General features: G+C 47.1%; 15 protein-coding genes and 1 tRNA gene. 8 read left to right on the top strand and 8 right to left on the bottom strand.

Annotated features, from left to right (window positions below):
- Positions 1 to 48: 48 nt before the first annotated feature.
- A complete protein-coding gene (locus ACRBG0_RS07620) occupies positions 49 to 846 on the bottom strand; it encodes a YwqG family protein (protein ID WP_431486310.1) in 798 nt (265 codons plus the stop codon).
- Between the two features lie 167 nt (positions 847 to 1,013).
- On the opposite strand from ACRBG0_RS07620, the gene ACRBG0_RS07615 reads away from it, so the two are divergent.
- Entirely contained in the window at positions 1,014 to 3,251 is a 2,238-nt protein-coding gene (locus ACRBG0_RS07615) for an efflux RND transporter permease subunit (protein WP_431486309.1), read from the top strand.
- Positions 3,252 to 3,843: 592 nt separating this feature from the next.
- Here ACRBG0_RS07615 and ACRBG0_RS07610 read toward each other — a convergent pair.
- Genes ACRBG0_RS07610 through ACRBG0_RS07600 form a run of 3 tightly spaced genes read right to left on the bottom strand, consistent with a single transcriptional unit; the run spans position 3,844 to position 7,794 of the window.
- Positions 3,844 to 6,144, bottom strand: coding sequence for a hypothetical protein (locus ACRBG0_RS07610; protein WP_431486308.1), 2,301 nt, complete (start codon positions 6,142 to 6,144; stop codon positions 3,844 to 3,846).
- Entirely contained in the window at positions 6,137 to 7,354 is a 1,218-nt protein-coding gene (locus tag ACRBG0_RS07605; RefSeq protein ID WP_431486307.1) for a hypothetical protein, read from the bottom strand. Before ACRBG0_RS07605 ends, ACRBG0_RS07610 begins: the two co-directional genes overlap by 8 nt.
- A complete protein-coding gene (locus ACRBG0_RS07600) occupies positions 7,345 to 7,794 on the bottom strand; it encodes a hemerythrin domain-containing protein (protein ID WP_431486306.1) in 450 nt (149 codons plus the stop codon). The genes ACRBG0_RS07605 and ACRBG0_RS07600 overlap by 10 nt, the downstream gene beginning before the upstream one ends.
- A 199-nt stretch (positions 7,795 to 7,993) precedes the next feature.
- On the opposite strand from ACRBG0_RS07600, the gene ACRBG0_RS07595 reads away from it, so the two are divergent.
- The 6 genes from ACRBG0_RS07595 (at position 7,994) to ACRBG0_RS07570 (ending at position 16,629) form a co-directional block, all read left to right on the top strand.
- Positions 7,994 to 8,065 (top strand) — tRNA-Gln (locus ACRBG0_RS07595).
- A gap of 540 nt (positions 8,066 to 8,605) precedes the next feature.
- A complete protein-coding gene (locus tag ACRBG0_RS07590; RefSeq protein WP_431486305.1) occupies positions 8,606 to 9,343 on the top strand; it encodes a DUF4197 domain-containing protein in 738 nt (245 codons plus the stop codon).
- Between the two features lie 127 nt (positions 9,344 to 9,470).
- The gene (locus tag ACRBG0_RS07585; protein WP_431486304.1) at positions 9,471 to 11,285 is read left to right on the top strand and encodes a hypothetical protein; all 1,815 of its coding nucleotides are present in this window, start codon (positions 9,471 to 9,473) and stop codon (positions 11,283 to 11,285) included.
- A gap of 262 nt (positions 11,286 to 11,547) precedes the next feature.
- On the top strand, positions 11,548 to 13,938 hold the full coding sequence (locus ACRBG0_RS07580; RefSeq protein WP_431486303.1) for a hypothetical protein: 2,391 nt from the start codon (positions 11,548 to 11,550) through the stop codon (positions 13,936 to 13,938).
- Between the two features lie 115 nt (positions 13,939 to 14,053).
- The gene (locus ACRBG0_RS07575) at positions 14,054 to 15,148 is read left to right on the top strand and encodes a helix-turn-helix domain-containing protein (RefSeq protein ID WP_431486302.1); all 1,095 of its coding nucleotides are present in this window, start codon (positions 14,054 to 14,056) and stop codon (positions 15,146 to 15,148) included.
- Positions 15,149 to 15,486: 338 nt separating this feature from the next.
- The gene (locus ACRBG0_RS07570) at positions 15,487 to 16,629 is read left to right on the top strand and encodes a T9SS type A sorting domain-containing protein (protein WP_431486301.1); all 1,143 of its coding nucleotides are present in this window, start codon (positions 15,487 to 15,489) and stop codon (positions 16,627 to 16,629) included.
- Positions 16,630 to 16,657: 28 nt separating this feature from the next.
- On the opposite strand, the gene ACRBG0_RS07565 is transcribed toward ACRBG0_RS07570, so the two are convergent.
- The 3 genes from ACRBG0_RS07565 to ACRBG0_RS07555 all read right to left on the bottom strand — a co-directional run bounded on the left by ACRBG0_RS07565 (position 16,658) and on the right by ACRBG0_RS07555 (position 20,329).
- The gene (locus ACRBG0_RS07565) at positions 16,658 to 17,374 is read right to left on the bottom strand and encodes a hypothetical protein (protein WP_431486300.1); all 717 of its coding nucleotides are present in this window, start codon (positions 17,372 to 17,374) and stop codon (positions 16,658 to 16,660) included.
- A gap of 10 nt (positions 17,375 to 17,384) precedes the next feature.
- A complete protein-coding gene (locus ACRBG0_RS07560; RefSeq protein WP_431486299.1) occupies positions 17,385 to 17,675 on the bottom strand; it encodes a hypothetical protein in 291 nt (96 codons plus the stop codon).
- Positions 17,676 to 17,827: 152 nt separating this feature from the next.
- On the bottom strand, positions 17,828 to 20,329 hold the full coding sequence (locus tag ACRBG0_RS07555) for a hypothetical protein (protein ID WP_431486298.1): 2,502 nt from the start codon (positions 20,327 to 20,329) through the stop codon (positions 17,828 to 17,830).
- A gap of 321 nt (positions 20,330 to 20,650) precedes the next feature.
- On the opposite strand from ACRBG0_RS07555, the gene ACRBG0_RS07550 reads away from it, so the two are divergent.
- The gene (locus tag ACRBG0_RS07550) at positions 20,651 to 21,607 is read left to right on the top strand and encodes a fatty acid desaturase family protein (RefSeq protein WP_431486297.1); all 957 of its coding nucleotides are present in this window, start codon (positions 20,651 to 20,653) and stop codon (positions 21,605 to 21,607) included.
- Positions 21,608 to 21,858: 251 nt separating this feature from the next.
- On the opposite strand, the gene ACRBG0_RS07545 is transcribed toward ACRBG0_RS07550, so the two are convergent.
- Positions 21,859 to 24,840, bottom strand: a complete 2,982-nt coding sequence (locus ACRBG0_RS07545; protein ID WP_431486296.1) for a T9SS type A sorting domain-containing protein — start codon at positions 24,838 to 24,840, stop codon at positions 21,859 to 21,861.
- Between the last annotated feature and the right edge of the window lie 3 nt (positions 24,841 to 24,843).

Below are 24,843 nucleotides of genomic sequence, written 5' to 3'. Positions count from 1 at the left end.
CATAGGCGGTACTTTTCATCAATAGATACATAGAGTGGGGCTGGGTTCCTAGTTACTTTCCCAACCGTACCATATTTGATTAAAATCGACGGTAGAGGGTGCTTCTGAAATGGACTTGTACAGCCAGTGAGCTACACCATAATCGCCCCATAGCAGGCCGATAGCAGGATCGGTGTCTAGCTGAAGGAGGAGTTCGAGGGTGTCTTCATCGTTTTCGCTTCGGGGGTCTTCCTGAGCGAAGGCGGCATAGCCACCGAGGCGGTGTCCGACGGTGCCAATGGCCTTGCGGTAAGCGCGTAGCACCTCCCATTTTTCGTCACCTAAATCGTGAAAAACGTCGCCTAATTCTTCATCGAAGCGGTAATCGTCCGGTGGTAAGAGCATCGTATCGGCTTGGCCCGTGATGGCAAAGCAGAGGTTCCGCTGCAAGGGCAGGTCTTCAAAAAGAGGAAGGAAGGAAAAGTCCTCCACCAAGGTCGTCGAAGCCGGATCAGGGTCATCATGATAGATGACTCGGAAATTATCCTGCCGATGTGGGTCCATGGGGTTGGCTCCCCAGAAAGCATCATCGTTTACAAAAAACTGAAGGATGCCATGGCTGGGGAATGGCTCCAAAGAAGGCAACTCGGCCAAATTCAACTGTACCAGACCAAACAAAGGTCGGCCATTTTCATCAACGGGCCATGTTTCGGCTACTGGCCAATACTGTAGACTGCCGATTGCGGACTGCCAGCGATGAGAAGGCGCGGTATCCTTTATTTGCAACCGAATACAAGCACGCTCCGTCGTGAGGAAACGGTCTATAAAAGGTAATAGTGGGGTAGGAAGTTCATTGGTCCAATTCATGAGCGAAATTTACACAAAAACCTTCACGGAGGAAAACCCAAGTCAGTTTTATGAAACCGATCCGCTACAAAGTGATTTTGGATATATTACATCGCTTCGAAAAATTAGGTGTTTTCCATTAAACCATTGTACGTTTGCACCGTTCGGTAAATAATTAAAAAGTACGTATGATTCGCTTCCGGGTTCCTATTCTCATTTTGTTTGCAATTCTGGCCGGTGCCAGTGCTTATTACTCCACACAACTGAAATTCAGCTTCGATTTCGAGCAGTTTTTCCCGGAAGGAGATGAAGACCTGGAGTTCTTTCGAGACTTTATCGAAAACTTTGAAGCTGACGACAACTTCATGCTCGTAGCGCTGGTGCGTGAAGAGGGCGTCTTTGACAGTACTTTCCTGAACGAGGTGCACGACTTTACCCTCGAAGCGCGCGAAATCCCCTTTGTGGAAGAAAGCCAGTCGCTAACCAAATTTAACTATCCGCTTAAGACACCTTTCCTTATCACCAATATCCCGGTCATTCACCGCAATGACCCTGCTCGTTACGCTGCTGACCGTGAGCGAGTACTCGGCGATGAACGCTTTGTACACAACTTCATCAACGACGACGCAACAACCCTGATGGTTTACCTCAAGACCACCAGTAGCATGAGTCTGGCAGACAGTGAACAGCACATGGATGCCCTTGCAGCACTGGTGGCAACGTATAATTTTCCAGAGGTTCACTACATGGGGCGGCCCTACTTTCAACGGGAGTTGGTGGATATGCAGAAACGAGAAATTACATTTTCGGCTATCGTTTCGGGCATACTGGTAAGCTTGATCATGTTTTTGCTCTTCCGCCGCCCTTGGGGGATTATCGTCTCGGTAGTGTCTATTGGGCTAGGGCTTTTGCTCTTTCTGGGCTTTCTTGGTGCTGCAGGGCGAGAATTGAATGCCATCTCGGCACTCTACCCGGTCTTGATGATTATCGTGGGCACATCGGATGTCATTCACATCATGTCGAAATACATTGATGAGCTCAAAGCTGGCGCCAGCCGAGAGGATGCTATCCGGACGAGTATCCGGGAAATTGGAATGGCGACCTTGTTGACTTCTTTAACTACAGCTATTGGTTTTGCTACCTTGCTGACCTCGAAGATCATCCCTATTCGTGATTTCGGTATCAATGCCGCTATTGGCGTTATCATCGCTTATGTGACCGTACTTTGTTTCACGACTGCCGCTCTTTCTTTTTTCCGAACAGAGCAGATCATCAAGCTCGGCAAAGGCCAGGCCTTTTGGGAAAAGCTGATGGAAAAAACCTACCAGTTTACCTTGAATCGTTCGCGCGCCATCACCGTAGGGACTTTCATTATTGCTGTGCTATGTGCTTGGGGTATTAGCCGTATCACCACCAACTACAATATTATCAACAATATGCCTTCCGGCGCACCAATTACTGCCGACTTTAATTTCTTCGAAAAAGAACTTTCTGGCTTCCGCCCACTTGAGTTTGCCATTTTTACGCAAGGAGATCATAAAGCCACTGACTACCCGGTATTACAAGAGATAGACAAGTTGGAGACTTATCTCCATAAGTTCCCTTACATCCAGGCCATTGGCTCGGTGACGGCAATATACAAGAGCCTGAATCAGATGCACGCGAACAATCGTGCCGATGCCTACCACCTCCCTGAAACAGAGGGAGAGTATCGACGCTACCGACGAATGGCAGACCAGGTGCCCAACCTGCAACTCAACGTATTGGTGAATGAAACGCAAGACAAGGCCCGTATCACCAGCCGTATCTTTGACATTGGTGCTGACACTATTAAAGCCTTCGGTCAACGTACCGATCAATGGATTCTAAACAACATCGACCAGGATATCATCAAGGTCAAGCGTACTGGAACGGGTCTTATCATTGATAAAAATGCGGAATACATCCGCCACAGTCTGTTAACGGGCCTGTGCATGGCCATTCTGATTGTCAGCCTCCTGATGGCCCTGCTCTTCCGCAATGGCCGAATGCTCTTCATCTCTATTGCGCCCAATCTCATTCCGCTTTTACTGGCGGGGGCCTTACTCGGCTACCTGGGCATTGAGCTAGAAGCTGGAGTAAGTATCGTCTTCGCTGTCATCTTTGGGATTGCCGTCGATGATTCTATTCACTTTTTGAGCAAGTTTAAGCTCGCTCGTATGAGAGGGTTACCCGTCGAAGAGGCCATCCACCTCACGTTTCAGGAAACAGGAAAAGCCATCGTTCTTACCAGTATCATTCTCTTCTTTGGCTTTATGGTCATGCTTTTCAGTTCGCACCCGCCGAGTGTTACCATTGGCCTACTCATTAGCTTGACGCTGCTTAGCGCGGTCGCATCTGACTTGTTGTTGCTGCCTTTGTTAATTCGGTGGTTGATCAAAGATTAGAGGTGGTTGATTGTTGATGGTTAGGTGGGGCCATGCCGTCTCCCATCCCGACTTTTCTAGTCGGGACGGGATCGGCACCGGGCTATCCACTGCTCCTTCATGCAGGGTATAAAACCCTGCCCTGCGGAGCAGTTACTATCCCTTGTCCTCCTCGTCCCTGCGGCGAGCTCCAGGCTACGCCTTGCGCGCCAATACAATTCTTACGCATCTATCACGACTAGGCCTACGGAGCACATCTAGCCTCTATTTGTGAAGAATACCCAAAAGAAAAACCCTCCTTAAGAGTCCCCGGTCTCCTCGTGTATCACAAACCTTTACACTTAGGTTGTACAATCTGATGTTAAAGGAGTGAGACGCTTTTAGGCCTATGCTCACGCCCCACCCTCTAACTCCCTCCCTAGTGATGGAGGGAGAACTTGAAGTATGTAAAGTCTTGATTATGGAATGGTTTACGTTCTATGCGGAAGCCCCTCGCCTGGCTAGGGAGGGGTTGGGGTGGGTCGTGAATTCAAGCTAAAAACCGTAACGCGTATATCACGCCAGATTGAACAGCCTACCTTTACACTTACCCAACTTTTACACCGAATTCCTTTTACTTCAATAGATACGCCTGAAAATCGCGGCATTCGCTGATGATACGCTGGTAAAACTGGGTGTCTTTGTAATCCGTTTCGATGATGCTGAAGTAGTCGTAGGTTCTTCTTTCATGCTGGGTGTAAAAGTCATTGCGTTCGCATTTGGCAGCCATATAAGCGGCGGCAACTTGTATCTCTTTACTCTTGGCCGTACGACGGGCTAGGTCAAAATAGCGAAGGGCGCGATCGGTATTAAAATTCTCATAATTCCCCAGTGGTAAGCCAATATGAGAGAAGTTTTCTTGCCCTTTGTTGCGATAAGCACGGTCAGCACTAGAGCTACTGCGAAATAGATCGGTCGCTTTCCAGGCCTGACCAAAGTAAGACATGTTATAGAACGCCTCGCCCAAATCAAAATAGATAGAGGCGGCTTGATCTGCAGACTCGGCTGCGCGAGCATCGAACTCCATTTCTAGCATCAATTCAATCAGCTCTACCCGGTTATAGGTCGTCACAGTATCAGGGAGAAGGCAATTGACACAATCCTTGAACCTGCGCACAAATGGATTAAACTGTCCAAAGTTATCCTGCTCCGCGAGGGTGACTTCCTGCATTGCTTTAAGGGCAGATTCCAAAAAGCCCTGTCCAAGCAGGTGAGCCGATTTAATGTTCAGTAATTCATTTTCGATAGTGGTACCATCTTGCAATTCCACTAATTCCTTCTCGAATCGAGTGCGCTCTTCTTTACGACACAAGGCAATCAATCTATCGACTATATCCAGGTCAGGATTTGCTTTTAATTGAGCCAAGCTATACTCCATCAAGTAGGCCTTTGCGTCGTCACCTTGTTCGCGGTAAAGTAGACGCAATTTATCATTGATCAGGCGGGGGAAATCCGGATAGTTTTTATAAAATTTATACTGCCGCCCTAAGCTGGCCAAGTACCGTTCTTCTTCGTCTCCTACTTCGTCGAGCGATAAAATCTCCAAAACCAGTCGAAAGACCGACAGCTGCTCCTTTAGGTGTTTGTCTTCAATCATCTCATCGGCCTCCTCCAGTGTACGTTCTGCAAAATAGTAATTGCCTGCCAACACTTCCAGATAGCCCTGGGCCAGTTTCCAAAGCGCTGGTTGCCGTAGTTTACCTTCTTTGAGCCAGCTGCGCACCTGATTTTGTAGTTCAATAACCCGTTCGCCGGCGTAAACCCTGGGAATACCATGTTGGCGGACATTGTTTGCTCGATAGGGATTAATACTCTCTGCAAGTAGGTCTTTCTCCAATTGTTGCAACTCTCTGACCAGTAGCATTTCCAGCGCATGATGCTGAGGATCGTAAGCGTAGATATTCTGCATTTCCTCAACCAGTAAAGCATTGTTGCTATTCGCGCGAAGCACATAAAGGTTAGCGCGCTCGTGGTCACTTTTACACAACAAGAGACTCTGTTCCCACTCTTCATTGGTATCTATCCGGAAACTCCGATAAGCACTCTCTCGTTTCCCTGGGCATTTTTCAAATATTCTGGAATAAAGGTAAGCAGCCTCCGGCCTTTGCCCCAATGCTTGCAGTGCTCCGGCCTTGTGCCCCCATATCCAATACTCCACAATAGAAGGATCATAATCGATTTTAGGAAGGTAATAATCTACTAACTCCAGGACCTTATCATATTGCTTACTGTAGTGTGCCAGGCGAATCGCCTGAAAAGCATAACGCAGCTTGATGTAGTCGGATTCTGTACGCAAAAAGCGATCGTGAGCCTCATCAATCAAGCGACTCATCGCTACCACATCGCGGTTGATTTCTCGCCAACTGTCGGCAGGTGCCACTGCATGAGGTTCACAAGTTTTGGCAAACATCAGATAATCGACGGTTTCCCGGCAATTGTTTTTCACCATGTACCTAGCCCATCCGTTGCTCGCTAAAGCCCCTCCTATACGTCGAGAAGCACTTCCTGTTTCGCTTTCCATAGCAATGAGCAAATCCTGTAATTGGAAACGGGAAGCCTTGTACACGATGTAGCGAATATCTGCAATGTTGGCGTTTTCACAATATCGTTCCTGCCATTCTTTGGCATTATCCAGCTGGTAAATTTCCTGCTGCGTCTTGAAAAATTCTTTGTGGATTTCCGAAAAGTTTAAAAAGAAAGGCGCTAGTTCACTGTCAAACTTTGTGATCTCGGGATTAATAAAGCTGTACCCATAAAACGGAACATAGCCAGCACCACAGTCACTGCTGATCGTTAGCGGAAAGCACACCAAACCTGCCAGTAATAGTCCTAGCAATGTATTCTTACCGTAGAATTGTGATTCGTTTTCATTCATTAGTTAAGCTCCTTAATGTCTTCAAACACTTTTGTAAATCAGCCACCGGGAAACTGGAAATCAAGGTGCTATCCAGGTGGTAAAAACTGAGATACGCTTTTTCCCCTGTGGCATGGTCTCGCAAAAGTTGAGCTGCTGCCTCCAGCTGCTGTGGACGGATTGTTTCTAACCGTAGTTGGTCGCCACGGTACAGATAATAGCCTTCAAGATACGTACTTTTGGTAATCTCAAAACGGTGGCCACCTTCCTGCTCTAGCGGTATTGCATCAATATCTAGCAGGGCTTTCGCTGTCAATCCAGGCATTAGCTTAATCATTTTTCCTTTTCGGAATAAAACACCCCAATTGAAAATAGGTAACGCAAAATCCAAGGGGAGTGGATAAGCAGCTGTCGTTTGTAAATAAGGCTTGGCCTTTTCCAGATTGAGGATAGAATTAGACTCTTGCCAATCCGTGAGGTCGCCCATATTATAGAACATGAGCATGGCGCGGTCAGCGGGAGGTATGCCCGTTTGCTCGGGGTAACGATATTGGTGCAAGCGCAGGGTCACCGATAGCTTGGTGGTAAGCGGTAAACGCTCGCGGACCAGCTCCAGCAATTGAAAATAAGCTTCCCGCGAACGTTCTGTCCAATCACAATCCAGCTGAATTTCGACAGGTTCCAGACCTGGCCACAGTTCCTTTATTTTCTGTAGGACACGATCGGCCAGGGCTGCCCTTTGAGTTGCCGGAAGCTCCAGCATCGTCTGATTGGTAATAAAAACCGTTGGCACAATTTCATAGTCGGCCCTCTCCCCTACCCGTTCCAAACTCGCTTGGGGAGTTGCTTCGTTATTGGCCTCATTCCAAGCGACATCGAAAAACTTGACGTATAGACGACGTGCATCCAGGGCTTTCAAGTACCCCTGCTCCGTACTGTCGATATTCAATTCCGTTTGCCAATGATAAAAAGCAGGTTCAATTTGTGTGGGTTCAGGCGTGCAGGCGGAGAGTACGCCGAGAAGGAAGAGTAGCATCAAAGTCGGAAGTGGGAAAGCGGAAGTCGGAGGTAGTGAGATTCGCGAAACCTCAGAGGGAACCACCCCACTAGATAGTCCTGATACTTCCGACTTCCGATTTCCGATTCCCCACTTTCGATAGGGAGTCGCAATGTATCTATTGGTTGGAGGAGTCGCGATGCATCGCGACTTTACGCCTTTAGTCAATTCCATCGGCCGGGTTGTTCCAAGCTGACCCAAGCGATTTCAGGTAGAAGTTCTTGCATTTTTTGGAAGAGCACTCTTTCTTCGAAGCGGACATTGGCCGACAGGGCACGGCCCAACAGGTCGAGTTCTTGCGCGAGGTCTGCCTCTGGAGTTAACGATAGTTGCTTGAAAGCTTTCCTGATAGCATCGTGTTCTGTGAGCACCCGGGCAGATAGTCGCAGGAGCTTATCCCCATACCGCTTTGCCAGCGGGAGGAGGACCTTTTCTTCCCAAGCGAAATGAGGTTCGATAAGTTCTGCATAACGTTCAAGTGCATAGGCTCTTTGCTCAATGGGCGTAACGGGCATATTTTTGTAAGCCGGCACATCCTGTTTGAGTACCTGGGCCAACACTAAAAGCTGGTGATGCTCTCGAGAAAGAGGGGTAAGCGCAGGATGTCGTTTCATAAATAAGGGCTAAAATAAGAGGCAGCACAAAAAAAATAGATAGGCAGCAATATAGCCTATAATCGGGAACTAATAGCTGTCTGCAGCTGTTCTAAAAATACAGTTTGGCTCAAGAAAAATATTTTTTCCTCAAAGCCTTGCATACAGCTATAATTCGTCTTATATTTGCGTCGCTTTAAGAAATTAGAGCTGGTTTTAAAGACCTATGGTGTAATTGGCAACACAGCAGATTTTGGTTCTGTCGTTCTAAGTTCGAGTCTTAGTAGGTCTACAAAAGGATCATCGTTAATACGGTGGTCCTTTTTTCTTTTGTAGACCTACTAAGACGAGAAGTCTATCCCGATGGAACGGAGTACTAGCAAAGGTTCGTCGGGAAGTCAGTAGGTCTACAAAAAAGGCTCTTCGCATAACGCGGAGAGCCTTTTGTCGTTTGAGGGTATACCTCCCGATGGAACGGAGCGTTAGTGGGATGGCCTTCAGGCGTTTTTATCACTCTATCTTAAAGCATGAATGAGTACATCTAAGATTGTAATTGCTGGCCTCGTCGGGGGGGTATTGTAGCCCTGATTCTTGGTTTTTAATCTACAGCATAGCGATGATGCTCGGCAGGGAGAGTAAGTAAAACAAAATACAAACTTAGAAAGTGTAGCAGGAGTCGCCTCGAATAGCGACCTCATTGGAGGGCTAAAATCCGGGGTTATTCCTGTTTTCGTTAGTTAAAGATTCATTAAAACACCAACCTCACCCCACCAAACACCGCTCTATAGAGTTATTAGAAGTTAGTATAACTCATACCACAAAAAATATACCAATGAACTGGAAAAGAACAATGATGCTCCTGATCGTAGTCGCGCTGACGCTACCTGCTTTCGCACAAGTAAGAGGAGCGCTCGGCAAGCTCAAGCAGCAAGCGCAAGATGTCATCAGTGGCGATGCGGCACTCTCGCAAGATGAGGTGGGCGCAGGACTCAAAGAAGCACTAGACCTTGGTGTTGGAGAAGCCGTAAGCTTTCTCTCTGCCGAAAATGGTTACCTAGGTAGCTCCTACAAAATTATGGTACCGGAAGAAGCGCAAAATGTGATAAGCCGCCTCAAAAATGTACCTGGCTTTGGCGACGTAGAGCAAAAACTGGAAGAGAAAATGAATCGTGCGGCAGAACTGGCGGTAGCCAAAGCCAAGCCTATCTTTGTCGATGCTATCAAGCAACTCAGTTTCCAGGATGCTATGAGCTTACTCATGGGCGACAAAGATGCTGCTACCCGCTACTTGGAGCGTACGACTACCCAATCCTTGACCGATGCGTTCCTCCCAATAATTCAGCAAAGCCTCGATGAAGTCGGCGCGCGCGAGTACTGGCGTACAGCCGTCACGGCTTACAATCGTATTCCACTCGTCCAAAAAACGAATCCCGAACTCGACCAACACGTTACCGGAAAGGCCCTGACAGGCCTCTTTGGACTTGTAGAAGTTAAGGAGCTCGAAATTCGCGATAACCCGGCCTTGCGCACCAGCGAATTACTGCGCAAGGTGTTTTCGAAGCAGGATTAAATATTACTAAATTGGACTTTCGATATTCCGGGTAGCAATCCCTTCAGGCTTACCGAAAGTCCAATTTACATTATTGTTTTCTGCCTTGGCTTTGTACCTTTATCTTCTTCAAATGCAAGGCTACTTCATGAAGAATACAGGACATACAATTATCCATACTCTCTGTGTAACTATTGATGACAAGTACTATGATTACGAAGTAACGATTAGTCTTATCGGAGAAGTTCTTGCGGTAAACAGCCTGATTGAGCGTTTGCCTGAAGCGGCCCAAAAACTCACCTTGGGTGCTGATTACAAAAAGCATTTACAAGAAATTCATCTTTACAGTGAATACCTAAAATACGCCATTCCTGTTGAGTTAAATCCTATCAAGGAAAATGAAACTTACGCCTTTTTCAACCAACCATTAGTCATCGACCCAGCCGATCTTCTTTTTTCTCATGAAAGCTTGGCGGATATAAAAATAAAGCTAGCGGCGCTACGGGAAGAGCTGGGGATACAGAACAAAGAAGATACGACCACTCTGCCTCAGTCAGCATGGATGAAAAGTTATTGCCAACTCCTCCATAAATATGAGCAATCAACACTTAGTAAAGAAGAGTTTCTGGCTATACAAGGCCTAAGAATGTTGTTCTTGAAGGATATTAACAAATACCACACGGCATTTTATTATTTAACACCCTTAGTGCCCGAAAATGCCGACGGGTACTTTAAATTATTTTGGGAGCTAATCCCTCGGTTATACGCTCTCCACTCTCCTAAAGGTGATTCTAGCCATCTGCGTCGAAAACTCTTTGAGGTGATCATAAAATACGAGAGGAATTCAACGAAAGAATGGTTGTTAAGTATTTTTCAATCTCCTGAACATAAAGTTTATCACACCATAGCATTAAACGCCTTGGCCGTGTACCAAGAACCAGAACACTATCAATTAATCATTGATTACTGCAATGAGAATTTGAAGGCCAACTCCAAGGGAAATGGCATCCCACAAGCCTTAGAAGGCATTTTAAAACTAGCTCCTTTTATTGATCGCTGGGCAATTGAGTTAGCCCGGCATTTTATCGGTCAAAAATCGGAGTATGAAATTAGCTATATCGCCTATTGTGTCTTACGAAAAGGGGGGCTTAGCGAAGAAGCTATTATGGCTGAAGTACTTCCTTCTTTTTTAAACAAAACACGAACAAATGCTTTATTGAGTAATATGTGTGTATTTGCGTTCTTGATTAAAAATGAAGACTTACTTCCTGATGCAAGTCAATTACTGGACATTACTATTCATCATCTTGAACAAATCAACAACAAGATTACCGCAGCTAGTTTAGCTATAATGCACTTTACCCACCTGATCCTTGAGAAAAAATGTACGTCCGAGCTATCAGACAGGCTATACCAACTTACCTTTCACGAGGTTGCTAAAGTAAGAGAGCTGGCTCTTGCATGGCAGGCTTACCTGACAAGAAGCAAAAAATGCGACTTTCTGCCACATAAGCAACTGAAAAACCGGTGCATTGAACTCTTAAAAGATGAAGATGATTACGTCATTACCAAAGCCATCAAATGGTGTGCTTATTACGGGCTTAAAGAGGAGGATAATACTTATATCACCAAACTGCTCCCCTTTGTAAACCACAAATACTGTTGTCTTCAAAAATACTCGCTACTGGGCATTAATACGCTCCTCAAAAAAGTGGAATTTGATCCGGTAATTCATGATGCTTATCTTGCTTTAGCCAATGAAAAATTTGGCTATTGTTATGATGGACAAGCCACCGTCATCCATGCTTTACAACTGTCTCCTTCGGAGACAATTCAGGGTAAGATTAAGGGAATAAAATTTGCCCCACAGGATCGTTTCCCTATGATTTATCCCGATGAACATGACACAAGTAAAGATGACTTAAAATTCTTACAGGAAATCAGGAAATATGCACAGTACTAAACGGTATCGCCCCCAAATCAACACCCCAGAAAGAGAATCTTAAAGCGCCAACAATAGCTACCATAAACCCTCAAAATTTCACCATACGAGTCCCCATCTTCAACCACTCCCCCTCATTCTCCGTTTATTAGCTAGCTCAATGTCTATAAAGATGATAAAGCAGGGCATTCTACCCTTTCTTTGTGCATCAACAAGCCAGACACGAGCATTTCTTTTCCAGCTACCTTTTCGCTTCATTTTTAGAAGCTAAATCGTCCATACTATGTTAAAAGTAACTACCCAAACCCCACCTACTCGTGACGAGGAATGCGCGCAGTATCTCCCGATAAAAGCGTTTTTCGAAAAAATGTCCCTTTCGAAAGAGGTCAATCCTTATTCGTCTACTTTTAGTTTTATGCCCTTTATTGAAAAAATGAGGGAGAAAAGAATTGGGATACACGAGACTATAGGCGTAGCCGATACTAGTGTTATGGAAGAGGCTGAACGAAATTTAATTGCTTTTTCCGATCCCGAAAAACTGGATACACTCGAAAAAAGGCAAGCGGTAATAAGTATGTTGTTCCCTGCGCTATTTTTTGAAGGCCAGATGGGTTTTGTATCGAAGCCATTCACAAAAGAGTTCTTTTACACAACACCTGCACTGCAAGAACTTTTTTCTTCAGATGATTGGGAAGTTGAAATATCTGGCGACTTAATCAAAGGAAAAATGGGGAGCCCTGCTATTGAAGCAGGAAAACTGATTCTTCATGATTTTCACGGACAACAAATTGAATCGAATTCCTATCAGACATTGACCTTCCGGCATCGGCAGACAAAGTTGGAAAGACACTTCAAAATAAATGTGATCTTGGATTATGTCAAAACTACACCGTTGAATACGCTTAAGCCTCTGGACCAGGTGCAAATCCACCAGCTTTTCGAGGAGTGGGGTAACGAACAATACTGGCTAGAAAACTTTCCACCAGAAGACTTTTCTTTTGAAGGCCTGGTCATTGGTTACATCCAGGACGTCACCGAGGTAGAGGTCCTTTCCAGGATGAAAGAGATGATGGTTACAGAAGTAGACCAAGATGTTGACAACGCGGATAACATTCGCCAGCAGCTCAGTGGCATGATCTGTTCTTACCTACAGATGCCTGATGTTGTTTTTGGCAGTGTACTCAATCGCGATTTCAAGTACGCGACCTTAGCCTCCTGGAGTATTCTTGGCGGTCTCCCTACTTTGGCTCAGTTTACCAAAGGAGATTTTTGCAACGACAGTACCTACGGTAAAACTATGAATGATGGCCAAACCATTATCATCGGTGATTTGCAACAAATAAAACAGCCGGGCAAAGTAACCTCACACCTGATTAAGCAAGGGTACCGAAGCCTGTTGCTTGCGCCACAAAGAAATAGAAATGGCCAAATATTTGGTGTCATGGAGCTTGCATCCAAACAGCCTTATCGCCTTAACAACCAACTCTTGGGTAAACTGGGGGAGATCATCTCTTTGTATTCATTGGGCAGCAATCGCTGGATACAAGAAATGGATAACACGATCAGTTTTTTCATTCAAAAGCAATTTACCTATATCCATCCTTCTGTGGAATGGAAGTTTCAGGAAGTGACCCAGCAGTTTCTCTTGTCGCCCCACGAGAACGGTAAAGCTCCAATCCTGGAACCTATCGCTTTCAAAAATGTATATCCACTTTACGGGCAAGCCGACATTGTTGGTTCCTCTAAAATCCGCAACCGTTCTATTGAGGCTGATATGCTCGATAACTTGCAACGGGTACAAAAGGTGATCAAAGCCTTTAGAAAGCTATTGGAATTTCAATTATTAGATATTTACCTGGCCAAAACCGAAGCCTTCATTCATCGGCTTGAGAATGACGGCTATGTATCCAGTGATGAATCGCAAATTGTAGAATTGCTCACAGAAGAGATTCACCCGCTACTGCGAGAACTCTGTGAAAGGTATGATCAACTCCCTAAAGAAGTGTTGAAAGAATATTTCGATTACCTCGACCCAAAATTGAACGTTGTTTACCGCAAGCGGAAAGATTATGAAGACAGCGTACATGAACTCAATGATCTTATCTCCAGATATATTGATCAGGAGGTTACTAAAAAGCAGGAATTGTTGCCGCACTTTTTTGAAAAATACGTTACCGATGGCGTAGAATACAATATCTATCTCGGGCAATCTCTTTTACCTGAAGGTAATTTCAGCCACTACTTTCTCAAGGATTTTCGCTTATGGCAACTCATGCTCATGTGTGAAGTCACCCGTTTGGTAGAAAAGAATAAACAAAACTTGCGGGTGCCGCTCTCGACAGCCCAACTGGTATTTGTTTACAACAATGCGCTAAGTATCCGCTTCAACATGGATGAGAAGCAGTTTGATGTAGACGGTGCCTATAATGTACGTTACGAAATCCTGAAGAAGAGAATCGACAAAGCAGTTATCAAAGGAACCAAAGAACGGCTTACCCTCAAGGGCAAACTGGCCATCGTATGGCTCCAGGAAAAAGACAGGACGGAATACCTGGAATACATTCATCACCTCCTTCAGCAGGGCTACATTACAGATGAAATTGAAGAACTGGAACTGGAGCGCTTACAGGGTGCCGATGGATTGAAGGCCCTGCGGGTAACGGTGGCGGTTTAACGTACGTAATGAAGGCATTAAAAAGCTGCCCCATCAAAGCGCTTGCGCTAAACTTCTTCTTTAAAACCGAGTGCCTCAAACGCAGCACTACTGGCCCTCCCATCGTTTAACGATCATGCCGACTTTTTCTTTATTTGATGCACTTTTGATCCTTGGCGGAACACAGGGCTTGTTCCTGGCCATCCTTTTGCAGCAACGGAAAGTAGCCAACCGGCCAGCGGCTAATTATTTGGTAGCGCTCGTTTTATTGGTTTCCTTTTTGTTGTTTGCTCGCCTGAGCTATCGTTCAGCGTGGCTTTACAGCTATGCAGAAGTCATCTTGTTGCCCGATGTGATCTTGTTTGTGCTCGGGCCTTGCTTATGGCTATTTACACGTCATTTGTTGCACTTGCCGATGTTACCCAAAAGCCAGTTGTGGTGGCATGCTATTCCTGCGTTTGTTCATGTTGTGGTGGCCAATACCGTTTTGGGGCAGCACCTCAATGGGCATTGGCATTTTATGGATGGGCAGGCCGTCTACCTTAGCTTTTTACTTATTGAGGGCGGGGCTATCGTTAGTTTGATCGCCTACCTCTTGGTCAGTTTTCGGTCAGCTAAACATGCTTTCCTGACGGGACAATTACAGGCTAGTGAAGCAGCCCGCCGATTTTTGCCGACATTTTTCCAGGTGGGCTTGGTGCTAGCAGCCTGCTGGACCTTTTCTTTTGGGTACAGAATTTTTGTTCACGATCCTATCTATCTCATGTATCGCGTTTTTTGGTTCCTGATCGTTGGTTACACCTTTTGGTTGGCCTATACGGTATTGCTCCAAGATGAACTTTTCACCCTTCCCTCCCCTGTCAATGACAAAACACTGAGCCCCGAAGAAGAAGCAACCCTTAACCACATCATGGAGTACCTGGAAGAAGAAAAACCTTACCTGGAACCTCAGCTCAAACTCGCTGATCTGGCCCAAGCTACCGATTTGCCCCGCCACGAGTTATCACGCATCATCAACACCGGTACCGGCCAGAGCTTCTTTGACCTGATCAACACTTTGCGGATTGGTACTTTTATCCAAGCTTACGAGGCTGCTGCCGAACACGAAAGATCCATCTTGCAACTGGCTTACCAATCGGGCTTCAATTCCAAATCGGCTTTCAATCGCGCTTTTCGCAAGGTTACGGGATCTAGCCCCAGTGAATATTTTAGAGAGGTAGTTACATCTTAGCTTTGTACTCATCCAGTATCAAGAAAACCGCGCAAGGCGGAGCCTGAAGCGCGAGGCCCGGAGGGAGCCTGCCTGCTCGGCCGCGCCTCGCGGGCAGGCAGGTAAGGATGAGCTGGTTCCGATCTTTCATCGGAATGGTAGTGCGCGCCTTGGCAAGCACTAGGAATGGAACAAGCGGTAGCCAGCGAAGCGCCGCTACAGCCCCTATAAACAGCGAAGCCCTTGATTTTTATTAAAAAAAGCGTCCCACTTTGTAAAAGAGGTCGATATTTTGTGGGTTTTGCGGGTATTTGCGAGTGATTTTCAATTTTATCACTCGAATTCAAAGACCTCCAAAAATGTTTACAAAGTACTTCTCGCTTGCGCTGCTGATCTTTTTCTCGCTTGCGCTTAACGCCCAGCAAGTCACCACCGTCGTTACCAATTCTGGCATTGACGATGCGCTGGTTATCGACGCCACAGGGCAGCTTTTTGGTGTTCGCTACCAAGGTTCTGCCATTTCGCGGTGGGTCCCCTTCGAAGCCAGCACGACGGTCTTCTCTGATGGTTTTAACACCCCCAACGGCATGGCCTTTGGTAATGACGGCACCCTCTATATGGCCGACAATGAGGGCAACAAGATTTATAAAATTGACACGGAAGGGAATGCCACCATTTTTGTTGATGACTTCAACAATCCCTCCGGCTTGATTTTCGAACTGGACAGCGACACGCTTATTGCCACCAGTTATACCGGCAACCGTATTGCAAAAATCGCCCCCAACGGCGAGTGGTTTCCCTGGAGCACCGGCGACCAGCTCAACGGCCCTGTGGGCCTCTGCTACGACGATGAGGGTCGCTTGTATACCGGCAACTTCAACAACCGCAAGATTATCCGACTTGGAGACAATGGCGAACAAACACTCATTGGGCAAGCCCCAGGAAACAGTAACCAATGGCTGGGCTTTATAGCTTATGCCAAAGGCTATATTTATGGCACGCTCTTTACTCAACACGAAATTTACCGCATGGACCTCGATGGCAATGGCACCATCATCTTGGGCTCCACTGCTGGCACGGTAGATGGCGATGCCAGTACGGCCAAATTTAATGGCCCCAATGGCATTGTGGCTACCCCTTCACAAGACACCCTTTTTGTATCCGATTACAATACCAGGGCGCTACGCATGATTACGGGCCTCGAAGATGGTACCACTTCAGCGTCGACAGCACTGGCCGCTTCTCTCCACTGGTCTTTATCCCCCAACCCCGCTACTGATACGAGTACACTGCGTTTTGAACTACAAAAGAGCAGCAGCGTATCTATTCAGGTCTTTGATCAGCAAGGGCAGTTATTGCTTCAAGTGCTGGACCGTCAAAATCTGCTGGCAGGCCCTCATCAGGTGCATATCCCAATGGCGAAGCTGCCCAAAGGAAGTTATACCATTCAGTTGTCGGTGGACGGGGGAAGACCAGTGAGCAGAGGGCTGGTGAAGCAGTAAGGGGTGCTATATAGTCCTCCAAGACAGACTATAGGTTGGCATCCAGCAACACCTGCCAAACCCCAGACGTTTGTTCCTGCCAAACAATAAGGTATTTACCACCGTAGCTGCCGCTGCATTGTCCCAGCTCCAGCACCAAGTGCTCCGATACCGGCTCCACGAAGAGTGGCGTCAGCGTGAGCTGGTAATCGGGGTTTTTCATATAAGCATATTCCTTTTCCAGCGCGGCACGGCTACGCAACAAAGGGCGATGATTGTAGTAGAGGGTGTTCGGCGTATACATCTCCTGTATCAGTTTCGCGACCTCATGGGCATTACAGTATTCCATCCATCGGGCACGTGCCGTATCAATGACGTCAGTGTCCGTCAATAGCTTGTTATAAGCAGCAGTAAATTGAAGGGCTCGGAGGGGTTCCGTGCCTTGGTTGTCCCAAATAATGACTTGTGCAAAAGCTTGATCATCCGCGGTTTCAAAGCGGCTAATTTCGTAGACGTACTGACCATCGCTACCTACAGGAACACTGCCTACCAACTGTCGGCCCGAACTCTTCGCGACCGACTCCCAATGCGCAGCTATTGCAGCAGAGCCTTCCTGTACAGTGCCGTCGGCCAAAATACTTACTGCAGCAGATGTATACTGCTCCGCACTCATGTCTTGCGAAAGTAGGTGCTTGCTGCTGTTTACTCCGCCACAACTTGTTAGAATGACGGCCGTAGCGATCAGGATAAATAGGTTTTTAAGCATAGAATAGACTTTAACTTCCACTTAGCGCCGTACCAAAAATACCAACGGCCAGCTCGGCCCAAACCAACAAAAACACAGCTAAGATAGCCAAACAAAGAAGAACTCGCTGACGGGGCTCGGTGACTTTACGCAATACCAACTCTATGGTTAAACCAGCGGTAAGCAGCAGGAAACCTGCAACCATAAAGTCGAGTAAACCCCACTGAACTTCGGCAGAAAATTGCATCGCAACTAACGGGATGAGCAATAGCAGCGGGATACTCATCAAAATCCGAACAAGCCTTGTGATTTGAATAGTCATAGCTAAATTGTGTTTTTAAAAGTACTTTGCTATTCAAAGTTATTGGCAATTACCATACAATGCAAGTATTCGCTGACTATTATACCCATAAAAATCAGTTAAATCTTCATGGATGTGCTTAAACTCGACGTTATACCATGTACCGTGAGATTTTAATTTCTCTCTACTCGCTTGTTATAGCAAGGCGGCAATCCGCTCCCTTTCTGCGGGTCTTTTTTTACACACAGGCAAGGTAATCGACGGCCTTTGATGATGTTCGACTCGCGCCCGATAGTTTTGGTTTGGGTATCAAAGTAGAACGTCCATGCAGTGGCGTCATTGGCTTCGGTGCCTGTCCAGAAGTCGATGCGCTCGTTGGGAGCTTGGGCGGGATTCATGAGATAGCACTCGCCGCTACCCGTCAGCATTTGGTAGGCGCGACTGGTTTGCCCACGGTAGATGTTGTCGATTAGATAATCAACTTCGCCGATACAAGGCAAGCGCCAGCCTTTGGCCTGACAAGCATCCAGAGCTTCCTCCCAGGCGTAGGGGCCACCTGCCAGCGGATCAGTCATAAACCACAGTGGGCCTACCTGTTTGAAGTTGGTGCCGTTAAAATCCTGGCAGGGCGGGTTGCTGCCGGTTCGGCTCACGCCTCCGGTTCCTGTGGGTAGTCGGCCTCCTGTTGTATTAAATCCATTGGGGGTTCCACTGTAGATGGTATCATGAACAGGGACCTCTACGGTATCGCGCACCATTGGGCATTGCCATTCCAGTAGGTAGCGTTGCACCCGTTCGGTAGAGACGGCTGTGTTGCGGTACTTGCGGAAAAAATCCTGGTAAGCACCGCAGGTTTTTGTGGTTTGTAACATTTGGTAATCCTGCCAGAGGGTGCCACATTGCCTGGTGGCGAGCAGCTCGCGAAATTCGGCAGCACAAGTAGCATCTTCGCCGTATTTGCTGAGGTAATTGACGTAAGCTTCGCAGGTATCTGCTTGCTTGGCTGCGTAGCAGGGATCTTGCTTTTGGGACCAGTTGCTGAGCAGCCAATAGGCCAAAGCACCAAAGAGGAGGGCCAAAAGGGCGATCAGTAACAACCAACGCAGGTTGCGGCTGCGGTTACTTACACCAGCACCTACCACTGCGGCAGCTACGGGCATCACCGCTTTGGTATCTCCACAGCCGCAGCATTGGCGACTCTCCTGTAGATCATTGATTTTTTGTAAAACCTCGGGATCAGCAGGACTACCATCTTCGGGTAGTAGTGACTCCAGGCGAGTCATTTCTCGGTTTACGTAACCTTCGATCACCTCGCGGCCAGGCCCCATTTTATCGATCAGGCTGGCATCAAACGCGGGGACTTTTCCACCAGATTCTGCGCAGCTTGTTTGGTGCAGTTCCTGCATATAAATTTGCAGACACTGAAAAGGTACTTCTCCTTTGTCATTGGCCAACTCCGAGCATAGCTTTTCTGCAATTACTTCCGGATTATCAATATCCATCTTGCCTTTGGACTTAAACAAGTCCAGCAAATTCAGAGATACATCAATCATTGACTTTTTGCTCAAGGGCTGCACCCGATAACGGTGAGTGAGCAACGAAGGGAGCATTTCCTCGTATTCCGCCAAGGGAGCCAGAAAGGTTTCGCGCAGGGATAAGATAATCCGATAAGGCAAGCTTTCTTCGGAGGTCAAGTACCGGATGAAAGCGAAAAACTCATTGCGTTCCTCTTCTGTGACTTCCGTTTCAAATAGTTTTTCCAGTTGGTCAAAAACCAGAAAAACGGGCTTTTGAACTTGCTCATGCAGCAGGGGCAACAAATCCATAGGGTCTGCTGCTTCGGGAGTAGGCTTATTGGTGAGGCTGGCAATTTCTGTACGTAGGGATTCCACCAGAGAGGGGAGCATTCCTCCGGCACCACGACGGTGCACAAAGAGTTCGCCCGGCACAGCCTCCATCCGGTTGGCGAGGCCACACTGAATGAGGCTGGTTTTGCCTACACGCGGTTGCCCGTAAAGAAGCAAAAGTCGGTTGTTGCGCGTCATAGCGTAGAGGTCTTCCACCTCCTGCTTACGCCCCATAAAGAGCGGAAGATCAGCTGCTACCTGTGGCTGCAAGACATTGAAAAGTGGCTCACAAGGGCCACCACCAGAAAACGGGGAAACGCCCATGGAGGGCGACATTCCAAAGGGTGCTCCCATCAGGGTAGTGCCGCCTCTTTCTTTGACACCTACTCGTAGCGTACTCGTATTTACTTCCACCCAGGGATAGTTGTCCATACCAGCCCGCAACCCCAAATCACCGATAGAAGCAATGCCACCAATCGCTTCCGGCAACTCCATAAAACTAAGCGGAAAACTATCGGCAGCGGCGGCATTGAGTACTTCTTCAAATACTTCAATGGCAGTCATCTTGTCCGTAAAAGCAGTGCTTGGCCGTACTACCTGTGTATCGTTACCAAAGAGTGCAATGGTATAAGCGGCATTGTTTTTGGCAATTGACACCTTGGTTTTCTTGCGATTTCGCAACTTCAAAACCAGCTCTTCCATGGCCAACAAGGCGGCGCTTTTGTCCGAATAGACTGGGCTGTAAAAAGTAGCCTGTTCAGCGTGCAATTCGTAAAAACATTCTGCCGAAACATACTCCGGGCCTAGGGATTTCAGGATGAATCTCATGTATCGTGTGTGTCTGCTCAAAAAAGCTATTTCGTTTTCTCTCTCCTAAAAGTAGGGAATGTTTGGTATTTGGTGAGAAATTATTTTTTGAACCACCACAGGCACCGAAGGTTTTTTGAACCATAAAAGGAAATATAAGGGATTATAAGCGCTAGACTAGCTAGAGTGAATTCATGAATTTAACAGGAGGAGAGCCCTGTACCACTTATCAAGCGCAAAGCGCACATTACCCGTTCAAGTTGTTCTCTAGCATTGCTGGTGTTTCAAAATGGGGTCAATGCCTGGAACTTGCTGCCATAATAAAACTTAATACTAACTATCATGGGAGCTCATCACCATCAGCACGACTTACAGATTACGCTTGATCCTAAGCTGTTTAAGCCGCTATTCAAAACCAAGGCATATCGTCACGCTTTGGGTATGGCCTTTGACTGGTTGGTTATCGCGGTCACTATCTATGTTTGTTTGCAATTCCTGAATCCCCTTACCTACCTTTTGGCAGTCGTTGTCATTGGTGCGAGAATGCACGCTTTAGCGATCTTGATGCATGATGCTACCCATTTTCGTTTCCTGAAAAATCGCTACTGGAACGATATGGTTTCCAATCTCCTGACGATGTACCCCTTGTTTACCTCTATCGCCATTTATCGTCAAAATCACCTGCGTCATCATCAGCACCTGAATACGGATCACGACCCGGATTGGGTGGCCAAGTTTGGCAAGCCGGAGTTTACGTTTCCTAAAACCAAGCGGGAATTTATTGGCACACTTCTCTCTTATCTTGTGTTGTACCAAGGCACAAAAGATGCTGTATGGTTCTTGCAGCGTTTCCAGGCTCCTGATGCTAAAACCCATACGGTACAAGAGGCGCGTTGGCCCAAGTTGTTGTTTTACGTGGTGCTGTTTGCAACCCTTACTTTCACCGGCACCTGGTTGTACTACCTGATGTTTTGGTTCGTCCCTTACCTTTCGTCTTTCTTCATGTTTCAGTACATCCGCAGCGTGGCCGAACATTACGGCGAGATGGCCTATGATGATATGCTGTCTTCTACGCGCACCGTTAAGACCAATGCTTTTGAGCGCTTCCTCATTGCGCCGCACCAGGTTGCGTATCACCTGGAACATCACCTCTACCCAGGAGTGCCTTACTACAACCTGCCAAAACTTCATAACCTATTGATGGAACAAGAGGAATACCGGGCCAAGGCGCATATCACGGAAGGGTATTTAAGCGGGTTGCTCAACGAATTGGGCGGAAAAATGATAGTGGAAGCATAGCCTATTTGGGGCCATGCCGTCTCCCGACTGATGCAGTCGGGAGACGGCACCTGGCTATCCGCCGCTCCATAGAGCTGGGTTTCATGCCCAGCCCTACGAAACGGCTTCTATCCATTGTCCTGCTCTTCCGGTGGATCGGGATACGCCATGATCCAGCTACGTCTTACGTCCCGATTTCGGAACGAATTGGACTTGACGCAAACTTAATCAGTTCGCCAAAGGAGAGAGCACTCAGAAATCGATATGCCATTCTACTGAACAACCAGTTTGCCATTAGCCAACCAGCCTTGTTCGTTACTGATGGTAAAGAAATACATGCCGGCCGGCAAGTTTCCACGCTGTAGCCAAAAGCCGTCATCGTCTCCGGCCATCGTTCTTTGTAGCTTGCCGCTTGCATCAAACAATTGAAGATGTAAGTCTGTCGATTGCGCAGACAAACCTTCTACCCATATTCGGGCACCATCTTTTATCGGATTGGGAGCAATATTCACAGTTAGACTTGGATCAGCCACTACTACCGTTTCATTAATAATGTCAATAAACTCTTTCACTGTATGAAAGACGGTATTGGTAATAATGGGCGCATTGAAATCAAAGTAAATGCCAGCACTGTTTTCAATACGCGTCTCGGCTGGCAAGCGATCATCTTGATCGATTCGGAAACTTACAAAACCCTGGGAAGCAGCCAGGTTTGCGCTACTGTCCGGCAGTTCAATATTAGGGAAATGGAATACCACTGCCTGGTCTTCAAAGTACCATTCGTAAGGGTGGCTAGAAGGCCCAGGACGAAGGGTCGAAGGATCTAAAAACGGAGAGAGCTCGTCTTTGATCACTACCCGAAATGCCGTATCTGTGCCTGTATTCTGAAAACGTATGGTGTATTCAATTGGGGTGTTGGCTGAAATACCGTGGTCTTCGCCAAAGCCTGCGGGGATGGCCTGCTTGTCGTTGGGGTCATACGAACCTACCACAATGGGGCAGTAAGTCACGGAATAGGGATCACCTGTATACTGTGCAAACTCGTTGAGTTCCGGGCTCCCTTCATTGGGGCAAGCATCAGCACCAATACTGATCAACTCCGCCCCAGGGGCACCGGGTTCTTGCTGCGCTATCAAAGTATAAGTCGAGCCGTTTTGGGGCACCACATCAGGAAGCATCTCTTGATCCGGGTCTAGGTTATAAATACCCTCACGGAGCAATACGGCATCTTCAATAATAACATACTGCAAGTCTGTGGCCATGCTTTGGGTACCTACGTTTTCAATTTCAAATTGGATGTTGCCATCGGCGCAAGTGTAGCGGGCATTCAAAAGAGCCCCCGTCCAATTCTCTCCGGGAACGGGACAAATTGTATCCGGATAAACATGGGCAGTGATGCACGATGCCTGCCCCAGCAGCATAGTATCACAAGCTAACAATGCCGTGATCATCAAGCTACCGCAGTCGTCAATTGCTAAATCGTCTAGATCAAAGGTATAAGTGTTGCCCATGATCTGAGTAGGTACGGAGGTAGCTGTAACAAAGGTGAGATCATCATTGAGTTCGACCTCCATGTATGTATCTTCGGAGGTAATCGTCCCAATATTGCAATAGTCAATCGCAATCTCCGTCGTGTCACAGGGGCGAAAATTGGTGCTGCTAATGTGTGTTTCTATTAAAGAGCATTCTACCACCGCCTGGAGTGCAAAATCAACGGCCAGCGTATCCAGGTAATCAATGGTAACCGGAATATCATTCACGCAAGGTTCCCAGTAGCTGCTGAGCGGAGTGATGGAAACGGTATAGTTTACGGGATTGCCATTGGTGACAAAAACGGGGATGGCATAATTGCCCTGCGCGTCGGTATTCCCAAAGAAATTGAGGCTATCGTTACTGACCTGAACAACCCAGTCTTCCAAGTTCAAATCATCGACACCAGCGGTACAATCGAGATCTAGATCATGAAAAACATTACCTCGGATATTACCGCCTTTGGTAAGGCCGAAAGTGTCGGTTTTTACAAAATAAGCAAAGGTCGTCCCTGGGTTTGAACCCGAAAAGCGGGCGCCGCCCATCAGGTATTGCCCCGCAGGGGTAAGCGTAAGGTCATTGAAAACATCTGCTACAAACCCTGCCGCGTTGCCGCTACGTGGATAGTCGCGCTCCCAGAGTGGTGTGCCGTCGCTTTGTAGCTTTACGATGAAGGCGTTTTTTATACTCGTGCTGAGGTAGGTCAAGCTGCCAGAAACCACCAGGTTTCCTTGTGCATCTTCGATAATGCCAAGTCCTTCGGCGGTGTAGCTATCGGAGGTATAATCTTGTCGCCAGAGGATGTTTCCTGCCGCGTCTATTTTGAGTACATAAAGCGCCTCGTCAGCCGTTTGTCCGCAAATGGCGAAACCACCGTCAGCTGTAAGGATCATGTCTTGAACATCATCACCTTCGGTCCCTGCCAGCATCGTTTCGGACACCGTTTCGCCAAACTCATCGGTCTTGACCAACCAACTTGTTGTTGTAGGCCCTGGCAAAAACACTGTGTTTTCTTTTAACACCCAATAGCCACCGTCAGCTGCCGGAATAATTTGCACTGCCCTATCGCCTCCAAGCGTCATTTGGATATTGGACCACAAAACATTACCATCGTAATCTACTTTCACCATCAGCATATCTGTGCCATCATCATCAGGCGTCACATCGCTGGTAACGGTACCCAAAGCCATGATTTGCCCGTCATTTGTTTTCACCAAGGAAGCTCCGAATACATAGTCTGGAAAAAGATCGTAAAGTGGCTTGTGCCAATCCATCACATAACCAACTGACCCAGCGACACGTACCATCTTCACAAGATACAGTGATTGGCCCGCTGCTAGTTCGTCGGTTCGTTCGACTAATACGTAGACGGTATCAGCAGTATTGGTTACTCCAGCAATAGGGTAATAGTCCAGTTCATCCTCCTCCCCTGTAGGGAGATTAACGCCCGATTGACCAGACACTAAATTCTCGTCACCAGCAACCGTATAAAGCGTAAAAGAAGCCCCTGCCACGCCACCAGTAGCTTGAGCAACTACAATCGCCAGGTTATCGGTATAGCCGATAACGTCAACAATGTCGTTCTTGGCAAAGTCGCCACCACTACCAAAATAAAACCACGTTTGCCAGCCTTGCGCACTTACAGCTCCTGTAGCCGCAAGTAGCAATAAACAGGAGAACACAACTTTGGTCAGGGAGAAAAAGGGGAGATTAGTTTTCATCATTAT

Origin of the sequence: Lewinella sp., assembly GCF_050633125.1 — a bacterium.
Lineage (GTDB): Bacteria > Bacteroidota > Bacteroidia > Chitinophagales > Saprospiraceae > Lewinella.
Note: the sequence above shows the minus strand (reverse complement) of the source record. Positions and strands in the feature narration are given on the sequence as shown.